Origin of the sequence: Desulfovibrio sp. MES5 (assembly GCF_002237645.1) — a bacterium.
GTDB lineage: Bacteria > Desulfobacterota > Desulfovibrionia > Desulfovibrionales > Desulfovibrionaceae > Desulfovibrio.
This window is the reverse complement of sequence record NZ_MJUZ01000049.1, coordinates 105,358-126,650: the sequence shown is the minus strand read 5'-3', so window position 1 is coordinate 126,650 and position 21,293 is coordinate 105,358. Positions and strand designations below refer to the sequence as shown.

At 55.8% G+C, this 21,293-nt stretch carries 15 protein-coding genes, 1 tRNA gene and 1 CRISPR repeat array; of the genes, 10 read left to right on the top strand and 6 right to left on the bottom strand.

Annotated elements, in window-relative coordinates:
- The gene (locus BCS36_RS12605; protein WP_291303225.1) at positions 1-1,620 is read left to right on the top strand and encodes a VWA domain-containing protein; all 1,620 of its coding nucleotides are present in this window, start codon (positions 1-3) and stop codon (positions 1,618-1,620) included.
- Positions 1,621-1,876: 256 nt separating this feature from the next.
- Positions 1,877-2,038: a hypothetical protein gene (locus BCS36_RS12600; RefSeq protein ID WP_291303224.1), complete on the top strand. Its 162-nt coding sequence runs from the start codon at positions 1,877-1,879 to the stop codon at positions 2,036-2,038.
- Positions 2,039-2,532: 494 nt separating this feature from the next.
- Here the strand turns inward: BCS36_RS12600 and BCS36_RS12595 are convergent.
- The 3 genes from BCS36_RS12595 to BCS36_RS12585 all read right to left on the bottom strand — a co-directional run bounded on the left by BCS36_RS12595 (position 2,533) and on the right by BCS36_RS12585 (position 5,896).
- Positions 2,533-2,608: transfer RNA gene (locus BCS36_RS12595), tRNA-Asn, on the bottom strand.
- 70 nt (positions 2,609-2,678) lie between these two features.
- A complete protein-coding gene (locus BCS36_RS12590) occupies positions 2,679-3,398 on the bottom strand; it encodes an epoxyqueuosine reductase QueH (RefSeq protein WP_291303223.1) in 720 nt (239 codons plus the stop codon).
- Positions 3,371-5,896, bottom strand: coding sequence for an Rne/Rng family ribonuclease (locus BCS36_RS12585; RefSeq protein WP_291303222.1), 2,526 nt, complete (start codon positions 5,894-5,896; stop codon positions 3,371-3,373). Before BCS36_RS12585 ends, BCS36_RS12590 begins: the two co-directional genes overlap by 28 nt.
- A gap of 139 nt (positions 5,897-6,035) precedes the next feature.
- Here BCS36_RS12585 and BCS36_RS12580 point away from each other — a divergent pair, with 139 nt between their 5' ends.
- On the top strand, positions 6,036-6,209 hold the full coding sequence (locus BCS36_RS12580) for a hypothetical protein (protein WP_291303221.1): 174 nt from the start codon (positions 6,036-6,038) through the stop codon (positions 6,207-6,209).
- 797 nt (positions 6,210-7,006) lie between these two features.
- On the opposite strand, the gene focA is transcribed toward BCS36_RS12580, so the two are convergent.
- Positions 7,007-7,894 carry a formate transporter FocA gene (focA, locus tag BCS36_RS12575; protein ID WP_291303220.1) on the bottom strand — a complete coding sequence of 296 codons (888 nt, stop codon included), beginning with the start codon at positions 7,892-7,894 and terminating at the stop codon, positions 7,007-7,009.
- A 633-nt stretch (positions 7,895-8,527) separates the two neighbouring features.
- Here focA and cas3f point away from each other — a divergent pair.
- From cas3f to cas1f (BCS36_RS12540), 7 genes are read left to right on the top strand one after another with little or no spacing between them, the layout of a single operon-like run.
- Positions 8,528-11,674: a type I-F CRISPR-associated helicase Cas3f gene (cas3f, locus tag BCS36_RS12570; protein WP_291303219.1), complete on the top strand. Its 3,147-nt coding sequence runs from the start codon at positions 8,528-8,530 to the stop codon at positions 11,672-11,674.
- Between the two features lie 33 nt (positions 11,675-11,707).
- The gene (locus tag BCS36_RS12565; RefSeq protein WP_291303218.1) at positions 11,708-12,856 is read left to right on the top strand and encodes a hypothetical protein; all 1,149 of its coding nucleotides are present in this window, start codon (positions 11,708-11,710) and stop codon (positions 12,854-12,856) included.
- Complete coding sequence (locus tag BCS36_RS12560; protein ID WP_291303217.1) at positions 12,853-13,671, top strand: type I-F CRISPR-associated protein Csy2; 819 nt, start codon at positions 12,853-12,855, stop codon at positions 13,669-13,671. The genes BCS36_RS12565 and BCS36_RS12560 overlap by 4 nt, the downstream gene beginning before the upstream one ends.
- Before the next feature lie 23 nt (positions 13,672-13,694).
- Positions 13,695-14,762 (top strand): type I-F CRISPR-associated protein Csy3, encoded by a 1,068-nt coding sequence (gene csy3, locus BCS36_RS12555; protein ID WP_291303216.1) that lies wholly within the window; start codon positions 13,695-13,697, stop codon positions 14,760-14,762.
- A gap of 14 nt (positions 14,763-14,776) precedes the next feature.
- Positions 14,777-15,346 (top strand): type I-F CRISPR-associated endoribonuclease Cas6/Csy4, encoded by a 570-nt coding sequence (gene cas6f, locus BCS36_RS12550; RefSeq protein ID WP_291303215.1) that lies wholly within the window; start codon positions 14,777-14,779, stop codon positions 15,344-15,346.
- A gap of 6 nt (positions 15,347-15,352) precedes the next feature.
- A complete protein-coding gene (cas1f, locus tag BCS36_RS12545) occupies positions 15,353-15,844 on the top strand; it encodes a type I-F CRISPR-associated endonuclease Cas1f (protein ID WP_291303214.1) in 492 nt (163 codons plus the stop codon).
- Positions 15,771-16,304, top strand: coding sequence for a type I-F CRISPR-associated endonuclease Cas1f (gene cas1f / locus BCS36_RS12540; protein WP_291303213.1), 534 nt, complete (start codon positions 15,771-15,773; stop codon positions 16,302-16,304). The genes cas1f (BCS36_RS12545) and cas1f (BCS36_RS12540) overlap by 74 nt, the downstream gene beginning before the upstream one ends.
- A gap of 100 nt (positions 16,305-16,404) precedes the next feature.
- Positions 16,405-18,712: a CRISPR direct-repeat array (repeat unit 28 nt; unit sequence GTTAACCGCCGCGTAGGCGGCTTAGAAG).
- A 20-nt stretch (positions 18,713-18,732) separates the two neighbouring features.
- On the opposite strand, the gene BCS36_RS12535 is transcribed toward cas1f (BCS36_RS12540), so the two are convergent.
- A complete protein-coding gene (locus BCS36_RS12535; RefSeq protein WP_291303212.1) occupies positions 18,733-19,674 on the bottom strand; it encodes a symporter in 942 nt (313 codons plus the stop codon).
- Positions 19,675-20,418: 744 nt separating this feature from the next.
- On the bottom strand, positions 20,419-21,279 hold the full coding sequence (locus BCS36_RS12530) for an AMIN domain-containing protein (RefSeq protein WP_291303211.1): 861 nt from the start codon (positions 21,277-21,279) through the stop codon (positions 20,419-20,421).
- Between the last annotated feature and the right edge of the window lie 14 nt (positions 21,280-21,293).

Here is a 21,293-nt window from a genome sequence, read left to right as displayed (position 1 = left end):
ATGATACGCTCCAAAGACGTTCTCAACTGCCTGCCCCTGCTGGCGTCCGTGCTGGGCGACCAGTACGGGGTACAGGTACGTATTGGTGGCAGTGAAGCCTGCACCAACGGCAAGATCATTCAACTGCCCTCATTGCCGATGGATTGCGAACCGGAATTGCTGGCATTGGCAAGGTCGTTTATCGATCATGAATCCGGCCATATTCGGCATACGGATTTTGGCGTGCTACAAGCCGCCAACCTTGATCTTGTGACCTTCAACCTCTTTAACTGCCTGGAGGATTGGCGTGTAGAAAAGAAGCTGTCTTCCATATTCCCTGGCTGCCGACACAATTTAAACTGGTTGATACGACGATTCTTTGTGGAGCAGGCACAGCCAAGGGCTGGGGGTGATCCTCCGGCCCTTGCTGTTTTGGACTATGTGCTGTTGACCGTGCGGGCCTGGGATGTGGAAGAAGTGAACATGCCACGCCTGGCAGCAGCAGAGGTGCTACACCAGCACTTCCCCGGCCTGAGGGAAGTGCTGGATGCCATTCTGGCCAAGGTTTACATCCACTGCCCGGACACGGCTGCAGCCATTGCCTATGCACGTCAATTGGCACAAAGCATTCGGCAGTGGGAGCCGCAACAGCAAGAGAAGAAAACCAGAAAAAACGGAGCTGACCGCACTGATTCTGCCTCGCAAGGAGATCAGGATATTTCGTCTGATTGTATATCTCAAACGCAGCCGCCCATATCCCCCAGCAGGGCCAAAGATCAGCTCGCAGCCCTGTTCCACGCCGAGGCCCAAGACCTGCCGCAAGCCCTGGGCGAACTTCTTTCAACGGCACTTACACATTGTCAGGCAGAGTCGGCCTTTGAGAAGGTTACGGTGGCAATCGAAGGGTTTCGCCAGTCAGGCGCATTACCTGAGGGGCAGAGGTTGCAAGCCCTTCAGGCCAGCACTGGCTTGCGTACCCGGCTCCAGGGGCTTTTACAGGCTCGGACACAAAAGCAATGCAGCATCGGCCGACGTGGGGCCTTACACCCCGGTTCACTCCATCGGCTGCAAACGGGCAATCCACGCATCTTCCGCAGGGAGGCAGAACAGGCTGGCCTCAACACTGCTGTGCATATCCTGCTGGATGTCAGCGGCAGCATGAGCGGCGCTCCCATCGTTCTGGCAAGGCAGGCGTGCTTTGCTGTGGCAAAAGCGCTGGAAAATATCCGGGGCGTAAACCCTGCAGTCACGGCTTTTTCCGCGATGGCTTCCACAAGTTCTGTATTCCCCATTATGCGGCATGGTCAAAAGGTGCCGGATAGCTTTGACATCAATGCTTCAGGTGGAACCCCTCTGGCTGCGGCTTTGTGGTGGGTTATGCAGACAATGCTGTTCCTTAAGGAGCAAAGGAAAATCATCCTCGTCATAACAGACGGAATACCCGATAGCGCACACGCAGCAATCCATGCTGTGAACGTGGCGCAAAAGCTTGGCTTTGAGGCGTATGGCCTTGGCATCTGTGACGATCACATAGGCCAGCTGTTGCCACAGACCAGCCGGGTCATCAACGATCTGCCCGACCTGGCACCCGTCATGTTTGACATGCTTCAAGCCGCCTTGCTCAAAGGCGGTGCAGCATGATGGTGCCACTGGACTTTTGTCGCTGGAACCCGGCACTGCCCATTCCAACATTTTTCATCTGTAACCGGCGGCGCATCCCGCGCTGCTGATACCCAAGGAGGCTGTATGAACCCACTTGCATGGATACCTGTTGCTATTGCTGTGCTGCAAGTCATCAAGGAAAATTGGGACGACTGATCTATTCAAAACGACAAACGAACAGTGGGCGGGAGTGATCCCGCCTTCTGCAATTGCACAACTGAAAAGGAGAATAGCCATGAGCAGTAAATGGACATTTATAGGCGGCATACTGGCCGGAATCGCAGGGGTATTCACTGCAGCGGCGGTTGCGGTGGAACTGGAAAACGGGAAAAGCGGCAGCCGTGATGCTGTGGACGAACAAGAAAGGCTGGCCTTGCCTGAAAGCGAAGGTCGGTAAAAAAGTTGATTCTTGGGCAGGGAAATGGGGGCTTCCCTCTTCCTTGCCCATGCTATACTTTTATTTTTCGACTGAAGTATAGGTCAAGTCGCAACATATGCGTTCCACAAACGAATTGCAGCAGATTCGCTGACAGACCACTGGAGTGGACAGTTGCCGCATTCACAGGAATATCGGTAAATATCTTGGGTTCTTCCACCCGGTCTTGATGTTTCACGTTGAGGCATTTTGCCGCATTTGATACACGGCCTGAGTGGAGGAAGGTATTCCTTGTTTGTGCTCATACTTGGAAGATAACGATTGTCTTGCTTGAACGCAAACCTTGGGGTACTGGCGAAATTTAATAAGAATTCTGTCGGTCTAGTTTTTAGATTTTTACCTAGCATTACCACTAAAAACCGCCCCATACCTGATCATAGCGGGATAGGAACGGGATAAAATGCTAAATATAAAGAAAAAGGGTTTGTGGTATTTCCACAAACCCTTGATTTCTTTGGCTCCCCGAGACGGACTTGAACCGCCAACCTAGTGATTAACAGTCACCCGCTCTGCCAATTGAGCTATCGGGGATCGTTCAGGCAAGGAAGTGTTTACGGAAAATACGGGATAAGGTCAAGCAAAAAAATGCAAAAATTTTTTATCAGGCTGAAATCAGACGCTTCAGCTTTTTTTCGTAGCGCTCGGCTTCGCTATAAATACAGCCACAGTAGGGCTGGCGGTACAGCTCCATCGCCTTTGATCTGTCGATGCCTTCCTGCCAGTCTTCACGAAAATCCCTGTATACGAATCCGGGTCCCGCGCCGTCTGCACTGGACAGGCGCTCGCCTGTCTGCCTGATGACGTCATGGGGTTGATAGCGTGAATACAGCAGGCTGCTGCTCACAAAGGCGAAGCCGAGCCCTCTGGCTGCGGCAAAGGCTGCCTCGATGCGGCTCGAGCAGCAGTACGCGCAGCGTTGGGGCGCGGCATCGCGGCCCGCCACAGCGCGCAGCCATGCGGTGATGTTCCAGCTGGCATCATCGTAAAGAATGGGAATGCCCAACCGTTCGGCGCATTCGCCCGCCGCGTCCCTTCTGCGCAGATACTCGGAGAGCGGGTGTATGTTGGGGTTCATATACCAGGCTGTGACCGCAAAGCCCTCATCCAGCAGCCGCGTGATCGGCATGACGGCGCAAGGGCCGCAACAGACGTGCAGCAGCAGGCTGCGAGCATTGGGCGCAGCGGCAGGGGAGGATTGCGGGCCAGAGGAGTCAGTGGGCGCTGGCGTTGCGGATATGGCTGCAGCGGCCTCCGGGAAGGGGGACTTCCCGGAGGCCGTGCTTTGCCCGCCCATTATGGACGAACGGATATTTCCAGACATTTGCTGTAGCTTTGTTCCATTTCACGCAGACTGTCGCGCTTGTGGTTGAGCAGATACAGGGCCAGTTCGGGCGAGGCGCTGTAGACGCATTTTTCTTTGTTTTCAGCGCGCAGCATGCGGTGCATTTCCCGAAGGGCCTGGAGAGCCTGCCATTCGAGGTTGCGGCGCTGGCCCGTGCCTCCGCAAGCGGGGCAAGGCTCCATCGTGATGGCGAGGGCCGATGAGCCGGTACGCTGGCGCACAAGTTCAAGAAGGCCAAAGGAACTCATGCGGCCCACATCGTGGCGCGCGCGGTCGTTCTTCATGATGTTGCGCAGAGTTTTTTCCACTTCAATGACATGCTTTTTGTCGCGCATTTCAATGAAGTCGATAACCACCTGTCCGCCGATGTCGCGCAGCTTGAGGTGGCGGGCAATGGCTTCAGCGGCTTCCATATTGGTTTTATGGGCCATGGCCTCAAAGTTGCCCTTGCCGGATATTTTGCCCGAGTTGATATCAATGGCCATGAGGGCTTCGGTCTGGTCAAAGACCAACCGGCCGCCCGATGGCAGCAGCACTTCACGGGTATAAATCTGGTCAAGCTGGCGGCGCAGGTTAAACCGCTCCCACATGGAGGTGCGCACATCATTGTGCAGGCGCACGAGGTCACTCTTGCGGGGGAAGAGCAGGTTGACGGTTTCGCGGATGCTCTGGGCCACATCCTCGTTGTCCACCCATATTTCGCCCACGTCTTCCGTCAGATAGTCGCGCACGGCGCGTTCCGACAGTCCGGGCTCCTGATAGATAAGGGCAGGGGCCGTAACTTCGGTGGCTTTTTTGCGGATGTCGCGCCAGACGCGCTTCAGATATTGCAGGTCTGTCTTGAGGGTGGTCTTGGTGGTCCCAGCGCTGACCGTCCGCACGATGACGCCAAGCCCCTGGCCGGGGTCAATGCCGTTCATCATTTCGCGCAGGCGGCTGCGTTCATCATCGTCGTCCACCTTGCGCGACACGCCGATCTGTTCCTGTCCGGGGGTGAGCACAAGAAAACGTCCGGCCAGGGAGAGCCACGTGGTTAAAAACGCGCCCTTGCTGCCCGTGGGCTCCTTCACGACCTGAACAAGCACTTCCTGTCCGGCCTTGAGCACTTTCTGGATTGGCGGAAATTTTTTGCCCTTGGCAGGCTCATGATGCGTCAGCCAGTATTCCGGATGGATTTCGTCAATCTGCAAGAAACCGTTTTTGCCCGCGCCGTAGCTCACAAAAGCGGCCTGAAGATTGGTGTCGATATTGTGGATGACGCCCTTGTAAATATTGCCCTTGATTTTGCGCTGATGCAGCATGTCCAGGTAATATTCGAGCAACTGGCCGTCTTCGGTCAGGGCCACCTCAACCTGCTCGCCTGGCAGAACACTGATGAACATGCGGCGTCTGCCTGAGCTTGATTCGGATTTACCCTTGCCCTTGGCGGTTGGCGCTGCCGGAGCAGATTTCTGGTTGCTGGCTGCCTTGGCCGGTTCGGGTGTTTCCTTGTCCGGGCTGGCAGCAGGCGCGGAAGCGCCGGGCTGATCCTCATCAGCAATGGGTTGGCTCTGCCCGTTCTGCGGCGCGCCATTCTTTACCTCATCGGCAGCGGCCTCATTGCTCGCCTGCGTTTCGCCATTATCGCCATTCTGCTCTTTTTTGCGGTTGCGACCACGCCCTCCGCGGCGTCCACGCCTGTTCTTGCGGCGCGGGGCGTCGCCGGAGCCTTCAGCGCGTTCTTCAGCATCCTGGGCGTCGGTTGTAGCCTCCAGCGCCAGAGTTTCAGAAGCCGTAATGGCAAGAGATTCACGGCTGGCGATGGCCAGCTTTTCGCCGGAAGCCAGCGCCAGCACTTCGGTGGATGCGACCGTTGCAGTGACGGAAACGGTGGCGTCTTTGACCTCGGTAACGGGCTTGGCTGCCTGGGTTTGTGCGGCCTGGGGCTGGCGCTGACCGGCTTCGGCTTTGGCCGGGGCAGGCTTGGCCTGGGCGGCGTTGGCGGAAGACGGAAGATTTTTCTTTTCAGGCTGCGCGGCGGACTTTTCTACAGGCTTCTGGCCCGACGTTTTTTTGCGCGGCGCGGCGGTACGGGCTTTGGCGGAAGAGCGGGACCCGGCAGCGGAAGCCGTTTTTGCGCCAGTTCCGGCATCAGCTTTGGCGTTGGGCCTGGCGTCAGATCGGGCATCAGTTCTGGCATCGGGTGTCGCAGCCTTGCCCTGTGCAGCGCCAGCAGTCTTGCCAGCGGCGCTTGTGGCGGCATCCGGCTTGGCGGCAGTGCTTTTGCCGGCATGCGCCCGGGTCGAGCTCTTGGCTGCCCCGGTTTTTGCCGTCCTGCTTCTGGCAGTGCCTTTTTCGTTGGCAGACACGTCTTCAGCCGTGGCTGCCACTGGAGCGGCCTTGCCCTCTGTTTTGACGGTCACGCCGTCCTTGCCAGTCTTGGCGGGCGTCTGCCTGCTTCGGGGGTTTCTGGATTTCGCGGCGGGCGCTTTTTCCACGCTTTTATCTTTTTCTGCAGGCGTCTGCGCCGTGGGTGCGGCAGGCCGGGCAGTCTTTTCAGATGCAGCCTTTACCGCAGGCGCAGTGCCAGATGCCGCAGGCGCGTTGTCAGACTTGCCAGCCCTGGCGGCATCAGGCGTGCCGGAACTTTTTTTGCCTGAAGCGGATTTAGCCGTTGTGTTTCTGGCGGTTTTGGGCCTGGCAGATTTTGGTGCGGAATCCGTACTGGCGGATGATGGGGAAGCTTTGGGAGAAGTCTTGGAAGCGGGGGAAGGAGGCGCTGTTTTTTCTGCCGTTTTGGCCGCTGTTTGAGAGACAGTAGCCGTCTTTCCGCGGGCAGAGGCGCGGGTCTTGGGTTTTGAAGGCTTCGGGCTCGGTTCGCCTGAATTCTGGGACTCTGTCACTGGGGTTTCTTGGTCTTTGGTCATGAAAATCCTTTGGCTGCGGGGCGGGTTCACCACCGCGAAAAATTTCAGCAGCATGCCGGAATCCCAAGAGGAATTCGCCGCAGCAGCACCGTGTGGCGCGCTTTTGCGGCAGGCATACTAGTCTGCTTGTTGGAGAGTACGTTTTTTTGAAAAATATGCAAGCGTTCCTGTGCAGTGAAGAAGATAGTGCGTATATGCCGCTGGTTAGGCATTTCATTGTGAATGTGCTTGATGACCGTGCGGGCAAGCATCTGCCGCAAAGGCCTGAGCGCCGCTTGAGCCAGCGCCCGCAGAGCTTGCCTGAACTGTTGGGGGACTGCCCGGCGGGGTGGCAGGGCAGCGGCGCACTGTGGGAAAGACAGTGCGCAGCTTCATGCGCCGATAAGCGTTAGCGCGGAGCGCCGTAAAGCTTTTGCGAACATACACGGTCTCTACTGATATCGCAACCAGGTATCTTTACTGTCGCAACCTGAAAAAATTTCAGACCTGGTCGCGGCATCAGCTCGTGTGCGAGCAAAATCATTATACAACCGGGGGAGGGGGCTTTTGTGCGCCACTGCGGACGCCGCCCCCTCCCAGCAATATTGTCAATAAGTGTATGCCAGACAAAAAATGGCGGTGATGTGCCCGGAATGCTGAAGAATTGCCGCCCCTGCGGTCGGCTGCCCAACTGCCTTGGCATTACCCGGCGTGCGGCTCTTCCAGGCTTTCGTGGGAATCGCTTGTCGCGCGGGCTTCCCTGGTATTTTCATCTGCGAACACAAGCCAATGGAACAGACCCACAAGCACGCCGCCGCCAAGGATGTTGCCCAGTGTTACCGGGATGAGATTTTTCAGCACAAAGTTTTCCCAGGTGAGCAGCGAGAGGGTGTGGACAGGATCGGCCAGTTTGGCCGCCACTTCGGGGGGCATCATGCCGCTGCATAGAATGCCGATGGGGATCATGAACATGTTGGCGATGCTGTGTTCAAATCCGCAGGCAATGAACAGGCCCACAGGAAAAAGGCAGGCTGCCATCTTGTCGAAAAGCGAGCGGCCAGAATACCCCATCCACACGCCAAGGCAGACCATAAGATTGCACATGACCCCCAGAAACAGGGCTTCAATGAAGGTGTGGGACAGCTTGTATTCGGTTGTCTTGATGTAATAAAGGGCAATGCTGCCGCCGTCGTTCCAAGGGTGCCCGCTGAGAAGGATAAGGGCCACAAGAGCAATAGCGCCGACGAAGTTTCCGGCATAAACGATGCCCCAGTTTGCGAGCATCTGCCTCCAGCTGATTTTGTTGCTCGCGCGTGGCACAAGCGTCATGGTGGTCGAGGTGAAAAGGTCGCCGCCGAGCACCACAACAAGCATGAGGCCAAGACTGAATACAAGCCCGCCAACGATCTTGCCGGCTCCTGTCACATTCGCCACAGCGCAGTATACAAAGCCCAGTCCGATAAACAGCCCCGCCATCACTGACAGCAAAAAAGCCTGGCGCGGTGGCCGCGTAGCCTTGATTATCATGGTTTCCACAACCTTGCCGTACATCTGGCGAGGATTCAGCGCTTCAAAGGACGCTCCGGTCATGAACACTCTCCTTGTGGAGGAATCAGGGTGGATGGACTCTGGACAGTGCCGCGCAGGCAGGACTGAGACAAAAAGCCCGCCACCATAAACCAGCCATGAAAAATTATCCACAAGGGCTGTTTCTAATGTATATAGAATGATAAAATGGCGCTTGTACGCTATTGTGGGTGGGTATTGCGCGTATCAACATTTTGTTGTGTGTAAATATACTGTAGTTGTCTAGTATTGATATATCTATGTTAAATGTATATTTTTTTATTTGTGATGAAATTTATTGTAAATTGCCGTTGAAATTTTTTATATACTTTTAGGCTACTTATATATTTATTGTAAACATATCGCATTGTAAAGATCTGTAGATAAAATTTATCTTGGGTGATTGCCTGGTTATGTGTAAAACCCAGCCGTATTTTTTGGGGCAAAACAAAAAAATATTCTTGCTTGTTGGGCAATAACTGACTGTATTATCAGGTTCACCTTGCCAGTTTTGTTTTAATGCCTGGCAGTCGCTCATAAAAAATCAGTAATAAGGTTTGACCTGATTTTATTTGCACCATAATAGATGAAGAAAAATATCGTTGTATCTATTGTATCGCTTCGACCGCTTCAAATTGAAACTGAGGTTAGCGACAGATGCATGTTGTTCTTATTTCTGAATGCACACGAAAATCAGTTTCAAGAACGCAAAGGATTTTAGATAGCTACGCGCCAAGAGCCGGTATTCGCACATGGATGACGCCCATAACCCGTGAAGGGCTGGCAGAACTTCATGCTGCTCTTCGCAAAAGCGCAACCCGCAATACGGCGGTGGCCTGTTATCAGAATGACGGCCGCCGCCGTATGCGTTTGCTGTGGATTGTGGGCGCGCGGGGCAGGTTTTCTGCTGACGGCGCTGTTGCCGTGCGAACCTCACGGCGTTTTGTCAGGCGCGCGGCAGAAACCCCGCTCTGGCTTCGCTGTGTCTGCCTGTTGGCGCAGGCTGCCGCACTGGTTCATGACCTCGGCAAGTATTCAGCATACTTTCAAAATAAACTGCGCGATCCCAAAATGCTGCGTGATGATGTGCGCCATGAGTGGATATCCGTCTGCCTGCTGCGCGCTTTGCGGCAGGGTGCAAGCTGGCAGGAGGCATGGCAGGTTTTGCATGACGATGCGGCGCTTAACGTCGTCATAAAACGTCCAACAGGCCCGGGTTCAAGGGCGTATCACGCCCCAGCCACCGCTTTGGAAGCCATTGATTTTCTTGTGGCAAGCCACCATTTGCTTTTTTCTGGCGGTGAAGACGGTGGAAGCGTCCCTTCAGTGGAGGCTTCCCATGTCCGTTCAAAGAATGTTCCTCAAGACTACAGCCAGCCCCACGAGTCCCTACCCAAGGACATATGGAAAAATTTTCAGCGGCTTGAATCAAAGCTGAGCGCGCTGTCCGAGACGCTCCAGGGTAAGGAGCATACGGAATTCTGGTGGGCATGCCTTATTCTGGCTCGGGCAGCACTCATTTTTGCTGACCACACTGTTTCCGCCAGAGCATATCCCACCCCTCTTGATGACGGCACAAGCGCCGCCAATACCCGATTTGTCGAAAACAAACGCGTCCTCAACCAGCCGCTGCGCTGGCATTTGACTGAAGTGGCCCATGTAGCCGCCAACGCCGCATGGCGCATGGGCCAACTGACGCAGAGCACAGCGGGCCCGCTTGAAGGTCTGCAAGAGGCTTCAGTGGCGTCCATTACGGAACCAGCGGACGAAGCCTCACGTTATCACTGGCAAAACCTCGCTGCCGATGCTTTGGCCCGCTGGCGACTGGATAATCCCGACACGCCCTGCCTTGTTTTCAATATGGCTGGTACAGGCAGCGGCAAGACAAGAATGAACCTGCGTGCGGCCTGCATTCTTTCGCGTGATGCCGCGCCGCGCTGCTCCATTGCGCTCAATTTGCGCAGCTTGACCTTGCAGACAGGGCACTCTCTGCAATCTGACCTTGGCATTTTGCCCGCCGACATGGCCACGGTCATCGGCGATGGCGTCACCCAAAGGCTTTTTGACTGGGCCAAGCGGGCAGAAAACATTGATGATCGGGATGTGGTCGAATCCGAGATCATGTGCAGCGGCGATTCCGGCCCATTGCCTGCCTGGATGGAACCATTCTGGCGCACGGAACGCGAAAGGGTGATCGTCGGTTCACCCTTGCTGGTGTCTACCATTGATTTTCTGGATGCCGCCGGTCGGCCTGACCGGCAGGGGCATCACGTCAAAGCCCTGCTGCGCCTCATGACGGCCGATCTGGTGCTGGACGAGGTTGACGGTTATGAGCCGGAAGCCCTTGTGGCGGTCTTGCGGCTGGTGCAACTGAGCGCTTTTTTCGGGCGCAATATCGTCTGTTCTTCGGCCACGCTTTCTCAGGCCACGGCTGACGCCGTCCATGTCGCCTGGATTTCCGGGCAGAAGCTCCGGCACGCATTGACGCAAGAGGCAGACGCCCCTCCCGCACTTTCAGGCATTGCCGTCATTGATGACAACCTCGCGCCGGAGGTCCTGGTTTTTGACAACAAAAGCGCTGCATTTTCAGAATGGTATGCCAAACGCATGAGGGATATGACGTCCCATTTGCAACGCATGCCCAGCCTGCGACGGGCTTTTTTACAACCGGTGGAGCCCTCCATACAGGGGTTTCAGATTGCGGTGCTGGAAGCGGTGCAGCGCCTGCACACAGAAAACGCCTGGGAGTTTTCGTCGGGCAGGCAGATTTCTTTTGGCCTTGTGCGTGTGGCAAATATCAACGGGGCTGTGGCCACGGCGCGCAGTCTGGCTCAGGCGCTGCCCCATGCCCATGTGGCCTGCTATCACTCGGGCGACTGGCGCATCAGCCGGTTTCATAAAGAGCGCCGCCTCGACCATCTGCTGACCCGCAAGAGAGGGAATGCCCATATCCTCGCAGACAAGGAAATGCGGGGGCTTGTGGCCCGCGCCACGAAGCCGCAAGTGCCTTTCATTGTTGTGGCCACGCCAGTGGAAGAGGTGGGCAGGGATCACGACTTTGACTGGGCTGTCATTGAGCCTTCCAGCGCGCAGTCCATTGTTCAGGTTGCTGGGCGTGTGAACAGGCACCGTCTCGTTTTCTGCGACAATGCGCACAATATTGCCGTGCTAAGATACAATTTGCGTCACTGTAAAAATTGCGAACAGGGAACGAAAGATACTCGTGCTTTTATCTTTCCTGGATACGAAGGCAAAAGGCAGGTGAAGCGATATAAAGAGCATGATCTTGCCCAGTTACTGCCCTGGCAGGCGGAGGCGCTCACCATTGATGCCGGGTTGCGGCTTGGCGGTGGCAGTGACTTTGCCATTGCTGATGACACGGCCATCGCCACGAGGGTTACGCGGTTTTTTGGCGCAGACAGTGATGGAGGTGAGGGGCTGTTCAGCCGCAGTCCCATAGATGCCTTTCGCATGTCGGCCACGCCCTATGAGCAAACGCCACTGCGTAACAGGGCAGGGCGCAAGCAGCTTTGGCGGATGCAACTTGAAGGCGAAAATGCGCTGTATTTTCGTTGGGATGAGGATTCTCACGGCGCAAGCTGGGTGCACAACAAACATGAAATGCTCGAAGAAAAGGCCGCACCCAATGCCTGGCTGGCGCTCAGCCCGCCGGAAATGGAAAGCTTGTGCCATGAGGCGGGCATATGGCCGGAAGAAGGCCTGCAAGCCGAGCTGACCTCATATAATACTAAAGATGATAGTTTCATATATGATCTGGGTTTTGGCATACGGCGAATAACTTGAAACCAGCCGCAGCAGCGGACGGAAAGGAGCGCCATGAAAGACGAATGGAAGATGTTTTCCACCAAAAACTATCAAGAAGAAATAAAAGGGCTTGTTCATTTTACCGCGAAGGTAGTCAACTCCAACGCAATTGCTGCAGGCGTACGCCTCGGGCCTGAAGACGCACTGGATATGCCTTATGTTTCGTTGCGTACCCTTCTGGCGAGCGGCCTTTCATTCCCATTGGAATATGCGGAAGGCGGGGCAGCCAAGGCAGGCATCGTCAAGCAGATCAACTGGGTTCTTACTGACGCTCCGGAAGCGAAAGACGTGGGGACTGAGGAAAAAAAGGCAATTGTTGAAGGCATCGCGGCTGCCAATGCTTCCGGCTTCAGAACCGGAATGAAGTATGTGGACCACCGCCTGCGCCAGTTGCTTATTCCCAAAAAAGACGCGCCGGGCGGCTATGTGAGCATGACGCCTATGACAGCAAGCAGCATTTGTCCGCTGTTTTTTGACCGTGAACAGGGGCTCGTGCAGCGCCATAATGAGGCCGTAAAGGTTGAACCAGACGGACCGAGGCGAAAACTGCGTCAGGCTCAGTTCGGTATAGGAGGTTCCAAACCATTGAATGTCGGCTACTTGGCGAGCTACATGCAACGTCCTCTTATGGTGTCGGCTCCAGGAACGTCTGCCTCAACACGTGAGGCCTTCGCGTTGTACCATAAAGGCCTGTCGCTTGATGTACATGCACTCGGTCCCTTTAGGGAAGCTGTCCAGACGTACGCCGCTTTTCGCGAAGAGGTGCTGAGGGCGGAACCGGATGAAAGCACAGTTACCTTGAGGGAAAGGGAGCGGGAAGAGGAGCTTGTTGCCGCCATTGCGCTCGCCGTGCTGGATATGGCGGCAGAGGCTCAGGAACTGCTGGCGCAGCATGCGCACCTTCTGCCGGAAGACGAGCTTCTGCCCGAACTGGACCCGCCGCGTCATGCCCGTGTTTCGCCCCTCGTGCGGCCGCTGGAAATCAGGGGATTACTGGACCCATCGGTACGCGGGCTTTGCAATAACTGGCCCCGCGCCATGGCACGGCTGGCGGTCAGCAGAATGCTGATGCCCCACAAAGGCACCGGGCAGAGTCTTTTGAAGCTGGATTCGTCTGCCCGCGTCAGCCTTGAGGCCATTATGGAGGAGGCGTTTCGATGACAGCCTATCTTGTTCTACCGCATATGCGGGTTCAGGGCGCCAACATGTATAATGCCGCCTTTCTTGTGGGCGGCCCGCCAGTACTTGCGGCATGGCTCATGGCGCACGCTCTTGGCCGCAAAATAGATATGGCGGACGACGTGCTTGCAATGGCTTTTATACTGCACAGCTACACGCCGCTAGGTGATTCATTTTACGGTATATTCAACCCGCAGTTACGTCGCGGAGCGGCCTATACCTTCGGCTCATCCCTAAACGGATCGGACTATTCCTCCAAAAACAAGCAGGCATTGTCCCTGCAGCCGGTGGCCCGCGCCCATATGGAGGTTTCTCTGGTTATTGGCATCCGGGACCTTGCTACGACTGAAGGCATTGATTCCCATATTGCAACAAGCCGACTTGCCGGCGGCGCGATTACCCGTATGGGCAAAGTCCGTTTGTGCAGTGACGCCAGTGAGGCTCTGGAGCATATAGGCGTCGGCTATGCTGTGATGGATCGCCGCGACCTGTTGGAAAAGGAAGGTGCGGGCAACCGCGCGGAGCAGTTCGTGGCCGCGCTGGGCCACAAACCTGTGGAGGGCGACGGCATGGGCTGGCTTTCTGCCACCTGCCTTGGTTATGCCGCCACCACCCCGTTTGAAAAACGCTCCGGCGTGCGTGAAGGGTACGAACATGCCTTTGCGGAACCGCTTGTGGGGCTTGTGCAGTATGTACCCATACGCCGCTGCCTTGATGAAGACAGGGCGGAGCAAACTTTGTGGAGATCAGAGTGGGCAACGCCCGACGTGTACAGAATATATCAGGAACAACGCTAACCCCCAGTAAAAAGGAAAATATCATGGCAAAATCTCTTAAAAAACTGCCCGGTGTTCTTTCATTTCAGCGTTGCCTCATGGTTACTGACGCCCTTTTTTTCAATGTGTTTGCCGATGGCAGTATTTCGCCGCTCCCCGTCGTGCGTCATGGCATCAGGGGAACGCAAAATATCAATAAATCTGGCAAGAAAGAAAATGACGATGCCAGTGTAAAAAGCGCTTCACGCGAAGAAGTTTCCAATATTCAGACTACAGATTCAGCCAAGCTTGACCCCCTGGCTGAAAAGTTGCGCGTTCGTTTTGATGTGCGTTTTCTTGATCTTTCATCGGCGCTTTTTGCCTGCGCGCCTGGGAAAGCGGACGATATGGACGACCTGACGGCCTTCAGGGAAGGGCTGACTGCCTTTATCAATAATGGCAAGGCCAGCGCTGGCATGATAGAACTCGCATGCCGCTATGCGCGCAACCTGGCCAATGGACGGTTTTTGTGGCGCAACAGAGCCATTGCGGAGCATGTGAGCGTTCGTGTGCGGGACAGGGCTGATCTGGATGTTCGTTTTGACGCTCTGCAAATGCCCCTGAATACGTTTGATTCCTATTCCGAGGCAGAAAAGGCCGTTGCCGAGCGTATCGCCGCCGGGCTGCGTGGGCAGCGTGATGTGTCCTTACTGGTGGAGGCGGATGTGGACTTTGGGGTACGTGGCGCTCTGGAAGTGTTCCCTTCCCAAAACTATCTGGAAAATAAGGCCAAGGGTTTTGCACGTCCTTTGTATTGCGTTGGCGAAGTACCGAAAAATCAGGACAAGCACAGTGTTCAGGAGCGCGGGCAGGCGGCTTTGCGCGACCAGAAGGTGGGCAATGCCCTGCGCACTATTGATACCTGGTATCCAGCTTATACAGAGCGTGGCCTTGCCATCCCGGTGGAACCCAATGGCGCAAGTCTGGATGCGCAGCTCTTTTTCCGTAATGATAAAAAAGTCTCTGGTTTCGGCTATATGTTGCGAGCGGGCGATATGGACCCCGATACGGCCGAGGGCATGTTTTTGATGGCCTGCATCATCCGCGGCGGCGTCTTTTCAGAGAGTGCATAGCCATGATGCCGCGCGTGTATTTTGACATTGAGGCCTTGGCCGCCACTGAAGACACGGGTATGAGCGCTCCCGCATTACGGGGGCGCATGCTGGCTTTACTGCATCCCCTGTTTGCGGCAAAGCCGCATACCTATGCGCTGGCAATACCGGCAGGGCGTCAGGCCGTCTGCGACAGGGGTGGAGGAGCATTACGGGTATTCGCCTCCAGTCGGGATGATCTGGATGCCCTGGTGGCCTCGCTCTCTCGGCTGCCCTGGGTACGGGACTATGCCAGGCTGCAATATCCCGCATCTGTTCCTGAAAATTATGCGGGAGCCTGGGTGGCCTTCAGGCGGTATCGTGTACCTAGTTTGAATAGCGACCGTAGAACTGGTGCGGAGGCCGGGCAACTGCGGCAGCGCCGTATGCAGACCGTGCAAAAGGAGAAGATGGACTACTTTATTGTTAGCAGCAAAACCACGGAGCAGCGTTTTACGCTGGCGGTGCGCCGTGAATCAGGGCCGCCGCCGCAGGCCGAGTGCCTGCCGAATAGTTATGGCCTGTGCAGCGCGCACAACTTTTTTTGTGTACCGGACTTGCCGTGATCTGCCATGAAGGAGAAAAAACAGGTTAATCCCCGGCCCGTGATGCTCTCCAAGCGCGCCAATGTGTTTTATCTGGAACACGTGCGCGTGATGCAGATGGACAACCGTATCGTCTACGCGACGCAGGACGGCGGAGAGATTGAGTCATATTTCAATCTTCCGGAGCGTAACACCGCCTTTGTTTTGCTGGGCAAAGGGTCATCCATAACGGATGCGGCCATGCGGCGTATGGCCGAATCCCATGTGATGGTCGGGTTTTGCGGGTCTGGAGGCTCACCGCTTTTTGGCGCTCTGGATATGGCTTTCATGCCGCCACAAAGTGAATATCGTCCGACAGAATATATGCAGTCATGGATGGTCAAATGGCTGGACGAAAATGAGCGGGTTAAAATTGGAAAACAACTGCTGAAAGAACGCGCCAGCTATGCTGAAAGTCAATGGCGAAAAAATGCGGATCTGCAAAAAGGCGAGTATTGGCATCCCCAATGCTCTTCATGAGTCTTTTCTCAAAGATGTGGAGGGTGCTGAATCCACCCAGCAACTTTTGCTTGCTGAGGCCAGATGGGCCAAGGCCCTTTATGGCATCTTGGCCAAAGCGTTCGACTTCAGCTTTAGCCGTGAGGAAGGCAAAAGAGCCGGAGCCACTCGCGCTGATGTGTGTAACGCTTTTCTCGATCACGGAAACTACATCGCTTATGGGTATGCCTCCGTTGCATTGTGCGGACTTGGGATAAGTTTTTCCTTGCCCGTATTGCACGGAAAAACTCGGCGGGGAGCCTTGGTTTTTGATTTTGCGGACGTAGTAAAGGACGCCTTGGTCATGCCAACGGCCTTTACCTGCGCTGCGGGCAAAAAAACGCATAAGGATTTTAGGGAAGAGCTGATTGAGCGTTGCCAGCAACAGGAGGTGTTGGACTATCTTTTCAGGTTCATTATTGGGCTGTGCGAAAATAGTTAATAGTTCAAACGTATTATGTGTGGCTTGAAATAATGAAGCATACTGCTGCAAAAAACACGTAACATACCTTATATGTTATATTTTTTGCGGAAAGTATCTAGTTAACCGCCGCGTAGGCGGCTTAGAAGTTACCGTCCCCCGCTGGTGCAACCAGCAGTGGGTTAACCGCCGCGTAGGCGGCTTAGAAGAAAACAGACAGCTATGAAAACCAGCTCATCAAGTTAACCGCCGCGTAGGCGGCTTAGAAGGGGGTGCAAGCGCCGAAGGCGGGGGAGGTGAGGTTAACCGCCGCGTAGGCGGCTTAGAAGAGATGGGGTTCAGATTGCCTCGCACAAACCACGTTAACCGCCGCGTAGGCGGCTTAGAAGAAGATCGATTGAAGATCCATCGGGAAGAACCAGTTAACCGCCGCGTAGGCGGCTTAGAAGCAATCCTCCAAAGCTACCGGTGCCCCCATTACGTTAACCGCCGCGTAGGCGGCTTAGAAGGATGGTGAAGCTGAGAGTAGACCCGGCAGGTAGTTAACCGCCGCGTAGGCGGCTTAGAAGTTTTTGTCGCCTCTCGGCGTGGGAGGCGTGCAGTTAACCGCCGCGTAGGCGGCTTAGAAGTTCGGCAATAGCTTCAGTAGCAAAAGCGTGCCGTTAACCGCCGCGTAGGCGGCTTAGAAGTCCAGGGTGGCAGAAGGCGTCAACCCTGTGGCGTTAACCGCCGCGTAGGCGGCTTAGAAGACAGGGTTGTACAGTGTGACAAACACGCAGTCGTTAACCGCCGCGTAGGCGGCTTAGAAGATGTCCTCAATTTAGCATTGAGGCGTATGGATGTTAACCGCCGCGTAGGCGGCTTAGAAGAGCTCTGGACAATCCACGCCGTAAATGCGCACGTTAACCGCCGCGTAGGCGGCTTAGAAGGTCATGCCGTTTTCAGCAAGATACTTCTTTGCGTTAACCGCCGCGTAGGCGGCTTAGAAGCATACAAGACGTACCTTGAAGTGACCATTACCGTTAACCGCCGCGTAGGCGGCTTAGAAGTGAGGGCCACGCGCCCCAACACAGCAGGCCGTGTTAACCGCCGCGTAGGCGGCTTAGAAGCAATACCCTTTGTTTTCCTCCGGTACGCGTACGTTAACCGCCGCGTAGGCGGCTTAGAAGGCGTGCTTGGGGTGCGCTGGCTTGCGCCTACCGTTAACCGCCGCGTAGGCGGCTTAGAAGGTGGCGATTGGACGTTTGAAGACGCGGACTACGTTAACCGCCGCGTAGGCGGCTTAGAAGAGAGTGATGAATGACTTCTGTGTGTAGTTGAGGTTAACCGCCGCGTAGGCGGCTTAGAAGAGCAAGGCGGCGCACGCCAGTAACCAGGCCGGGTTAACCGCCGCGTAGGCGGCTTAGAAGAACGCGAAGGGTGAACAACTCAAGGATGCTGAGTTAACCGCCGCGTAGGCGGCTTAGAAGAAGTTATATACTGCAAACGGGCCAGAAGTATAGTTAACCGCCGCGTAGGCGGCTTAGAAGGGCCCGGCTTCATGCGCCGAGGTTCTGATTTTGTTAACCGCCGCGTAGGCGGCTTAGAAGGGCCCGGCTTCATGCGCCGAGGTTCTGATTTTGTTAACCGCCGCGTAGGCGGCTTAGAAGGTGTGTGGGCGATATACAGCGCGAGGCATTGCGTTAACCGCCGCGTAGGCGGCTTAGAAGACACTCGGCTATTCTGTGGCCTTTGCGCCTGAGTTAACCGCCGCGTAGGCGGCTTAGAAGATCGCGTACAAGCGGCTCAAGGGCTTGCTCCGGTTAACCGCCGCGTAGGCGGCTTAGAAGAGCAGTCGGCGCAAAGCGTGGGCGAAGATCCCGTTAACCGCCGCGTAGGCGGCTTAGAAGTGAGGGCCACGCGCCCCAACACAGCAGGCCGTGTTAACCGCCGCGTAGGCGGCTTAGAAGCAATACCCTTTGTTTTCCTCCGGTACGCGTACGTTAACCGCCGCGTAGGCGGCTTAGAAGACCCGATGAGCATCTCATGTTTTGATCAAGACGTTAACCGCCGCGTAGGCGGCTTAGAAGTTACGTTGAACACGGCGCAACCAACACCAAGAGTTAACCGCCGCGTAGGCGGCTTAGAAGATGCGACAAATCTTGACAAGCTCTTTGGAAAAGTTAACCGCCGCGTAGGCGGCTTAGAAGGACATGCAAGCTATACTGCGCGGCCTTTATAAGTTAACCGCCGTGTAGGCGGCTTAGAAGGCAGTACGGGAGGCAGCGGAAACAGTTGGATCGTTAACCGCCGCGTAGGCGGCTTAGAAGATGTTGTGGGGCGTCACCTATCCTGCATTTATGTTAACCGCCGCGTAGGCGGTTCAGAAGACCAGCAGTAATCCGCCACCGCTCCGTAATCCGTCCCCCGCCGCGCAGGCGGTCAAAGTTGTATGTCGCCGTTCCGTATATCACGTCCGTGTCGGTTCACGACTGCACAGGCGATAGTAGAACAGCAAGATGTAGAGCGGGACGAGATACGCGGCGGCCATAAGCGCTTCTGTAGCACTGAAGAATTCCATACAGACGATCATCAACAGGACGTTGTTGATGACGCCGAATGAAATGAGAAAAGCCAGCCGTGTCTGTCGCGTCATGTGGCGGGTGAGAGGCAGCGCTGCCAGCGTCATGAGCACGCACAGCAGGCAGGCTGCGCCCAGCGCCTGAAGAATGAATGAAGGTGATTGCCGCAACACGCCGCCATAATTGCTGAAAATGGCGATATTGGAAACAGCGATGGCGACCGTCAGCAGGGGAAACTGCTGGCGCAGCAGGGTGCAGCGTAGCCTGTTCCAATATGTACGGGTCAGATGGGCAGCGGCGAAGGGCAGCAGAATGGTCACGGCAAGAGAAAGGCCCATATGCCCAAGTTCCAGATGCGGGGGCAGGTTCAGAGGGGTAAGGCCGAGCAGACGCAAAGCGCTGTCGGTAAAAGAAAGCATGGCAGGCAGGCTCAGGGGCAGCAGCAGCGAGGTAGCGATATTAGCCACAAGAATAAGGGCGGTGTTGGCCCTGAGCATAAGCGAAAAAACCGCAGCCATGACGCCCACCGGCGCCGCGCCCAGCAAGAACGCCCCAAGGGCGAATTGCGGCATGATCAGACGAAAAACAACCATACAAAGTATGGGCAGCAAGGCGAGCCGATAAAAGGTCAGCAGACACAGCGGTACAGCCATGGTGCGGCTTTCCTGCCGCAGTTCCTCCACGCCCACAGCCAGAAAACTCATGAACAGCATAAATATGAGGATAAGACGCGGCATGGCCGCCAGAGGGGCAGCCAACTGGGGTAAAAAAACGCCAGCCGCCATGGAGGCCAGCGACGAAAACACCATCACGAGATCACGAGGATTCATTAAAGCCTCAATTTTTTCGCCACCCTGCCCAAATCGGACATAAAATTCAAGAGGGCGGCAGACCTTGCATTGCCGGGATTTTTACAGGGCCGACCGAAGCGTAAAAGTGGCCGTGCCCGTTCGATGTGTGTGTTTTTTCCGTGACGGTGAAGATTTGTGATGGTGAAGGCTGGCAAAAGCGGCAGCACTAATGAACCCGCTTAGCCCGTCTTTGCCCTGTGACGTCCCTGCGCTTGAGTGACGGAAAATTAATAGGCCATGTACCGCCCATATCCCTCTGAGAGCAACTTCATTAGAGCAGATAACCTTGAGGTGGAATGCTGCCTGAAAGACATTGTTTTAGGAAACCCGCTTCAGATCAGAAAATCCTTTGCCATATAATAAAGCCACTAAAGGTTTTAGGGGGTGGGGGCGTGGGGGAGGGACCCTTTTGCAAAAGGATCCCTCCCCCACAAAGCATTTCAAAAGGAGCTATACGGCTGGGGCAGGGGATAACCGGCACGCCCCCTCCACAAAGCATTTCAACGTACCATTGCGCTACCGGTGCTGTCGCCATCCAGATGGCTCCCCGGTCGCCTGACGGCTGTGCTTGAAATTCCTCGCGGCTGCGCGCATCGGCAAAACGCCCGGCAAGGGCAAAAGCGTTCCGCGCGGAAAGGCCGTTGAAACAGCAAGGCCCCGACGCGCGTCGGGGCCTTGCCAGCAGAAAATTCTCAATGCCCGGCGGCATCACGGCCATGCAGACTACTGGTCCACCCGGATATCCAGAGAGAGCTTGTCCTTGGACAGGACATAGCGGACGCTGGCGGGCTTGCCGGAGAGGTCAATGACAACTCTGGTTTTGCCGTCCATCTTACCCAGCCGCACATTGGTAACCACGGGGTTTTTGGGCACGCCCGGCGCTTTGACCTGCCATTTGCCGTCCAGATCAACCACAAGTCTTTCAGGACTGTTGAGGGTCATGTTCTTGTAATTGAGGGGAGCCGTGCCCACGAGGCGAACGGTTGCTCCCTTGTCGCGGGCAAAAACCACAAATCGCGTGATTTCCAGCTTTTGCGGCGCGGCTTTTGCGGCTTTTTCCGTATTGCCGGAAGCAGGTTTTTCCGCAGGGGCGGCTTTTTCCGGCGTTCTGGCTTTTTCCGGAGCGGCGGATGCGCCGGACGCGGCAGGAGCGGCGGTGCTGGCCGTTTCGGGCTTGGCGGCGTCGGATGATTTTTCAGGCGTGCCGGAAAAATCGGGTTTGTGTTTCGCCGGTTCAGGCAGCGGCGGGTGCACGGGCACGGCTTCAGCCGTGTATGGGGCTTTGTCGCCCAGGTGGGGCGCGGTGTCGGCCGGAGCCGGGGTATGCCCGGACTCCACAGGCAGGGGCGGAAGGTATGGCTGTGCGCCTCCACTGCTTTTGGGAGCCTGCACGGCATCGCCAAGCGACGGCAAAGCCGCCTCCGGCCCTGTCTGACTGTCCACGCCGGGGTCGGCGGCCTGCTGATTGACGCTCGCCTGAGCAACGGGGGCCTGCTCCGGCTTGCGCATCTTTTCATTGAGCATAATGAGGGCCATGCCCAACACGCAGACTGCCAGAAGAAGACTTAAAATCACTTTATTCATGCCAAAAGGCTCCT

Bases quoted from the DNA above. Each gene is read 5' to 3' on its own strand.
- BCS36_RS12605 (WP_291303225.1), top strand. From the start codon at position 1: ATGATACGCTCCAAAGACGTTCTCAACTGCCTGCCCCTGCTGGCGTCC.
- BCS36_RS12600 (WP_291303224.1), top strand. From the start codon at position 1,877: ATGAGCAGTAAATGGACATTTATAGGCGGCATACTGGCCGGAATCGCA.
- BCS36_RS12590 (WP_291303223.1), bottom strand. From the start codon at position 3,398: ATGTCTGGAAATATCCGTTCGTCCATAATGGGCGGGCAAAGCACGGCC.
- focA (WP_291303220.1), bottom strand. From the start codon at position 7,894: ATGACCGGAGCGTCCTTTGAAGCGCTGAATCCTCGCCAGATGTACGGC.
- cas3f (WP_291303219.1), top strand. From the start codon at position 8,528: ATGCATGTTGTTCTTATTTCTGAATGCACACGAAAATCAGTTTCAAGA.
- BCS36_RS12565 (WP_291303218.1), top strand. From the start codon at position 11,708: ATGAAAGACGAATGGAAGATGTTTTCCACCAAAAACTATCAAGAAGAA.
- BCS36_RS12560 (WP_291303217.1), top strand. From the start codon at position 12,853: ATGACAGCCTATCTTGTTCTACCGCATATGCGGGTTCAGGGCGCCAAC.
- csy3 (WP_291303216.1), top strand. From the start codon at position 13,695: ATGGCAAAATCTCTTAAAAAACTGCCCGGTGTTCTTTCATTTCAGCGT.
- cas1f (WP_291303214.1), top strand. From the start codon at position 15,353: ATGAAGGAGAAAAAACAGGTTAATCCCCGGCCCGTGATGCTCTCCAAG.
- cas1f (WP_291303213.1), top strand. From the start codon at position 15,771: ATGCTGAAAGTCAATGGCGAAAAAATGCGGATCTGCAAAAAGGCGAGT.
- BCS36_RS12535 (WP_291303212.1), bottom strand. From the start codon at position 19,674: ATGAATCCTCGTGATCTCGTGATGGTGTTTTCGTCGCTGGCCTCCATG.
- BCS36_RS12530 (WP_291303211.1), bottom strand. From the start codon at position 21,279: ATGAATAAAGTGATTTTAAGTCTTCTTCTGGCAGTCTGCGTGTTGGGC.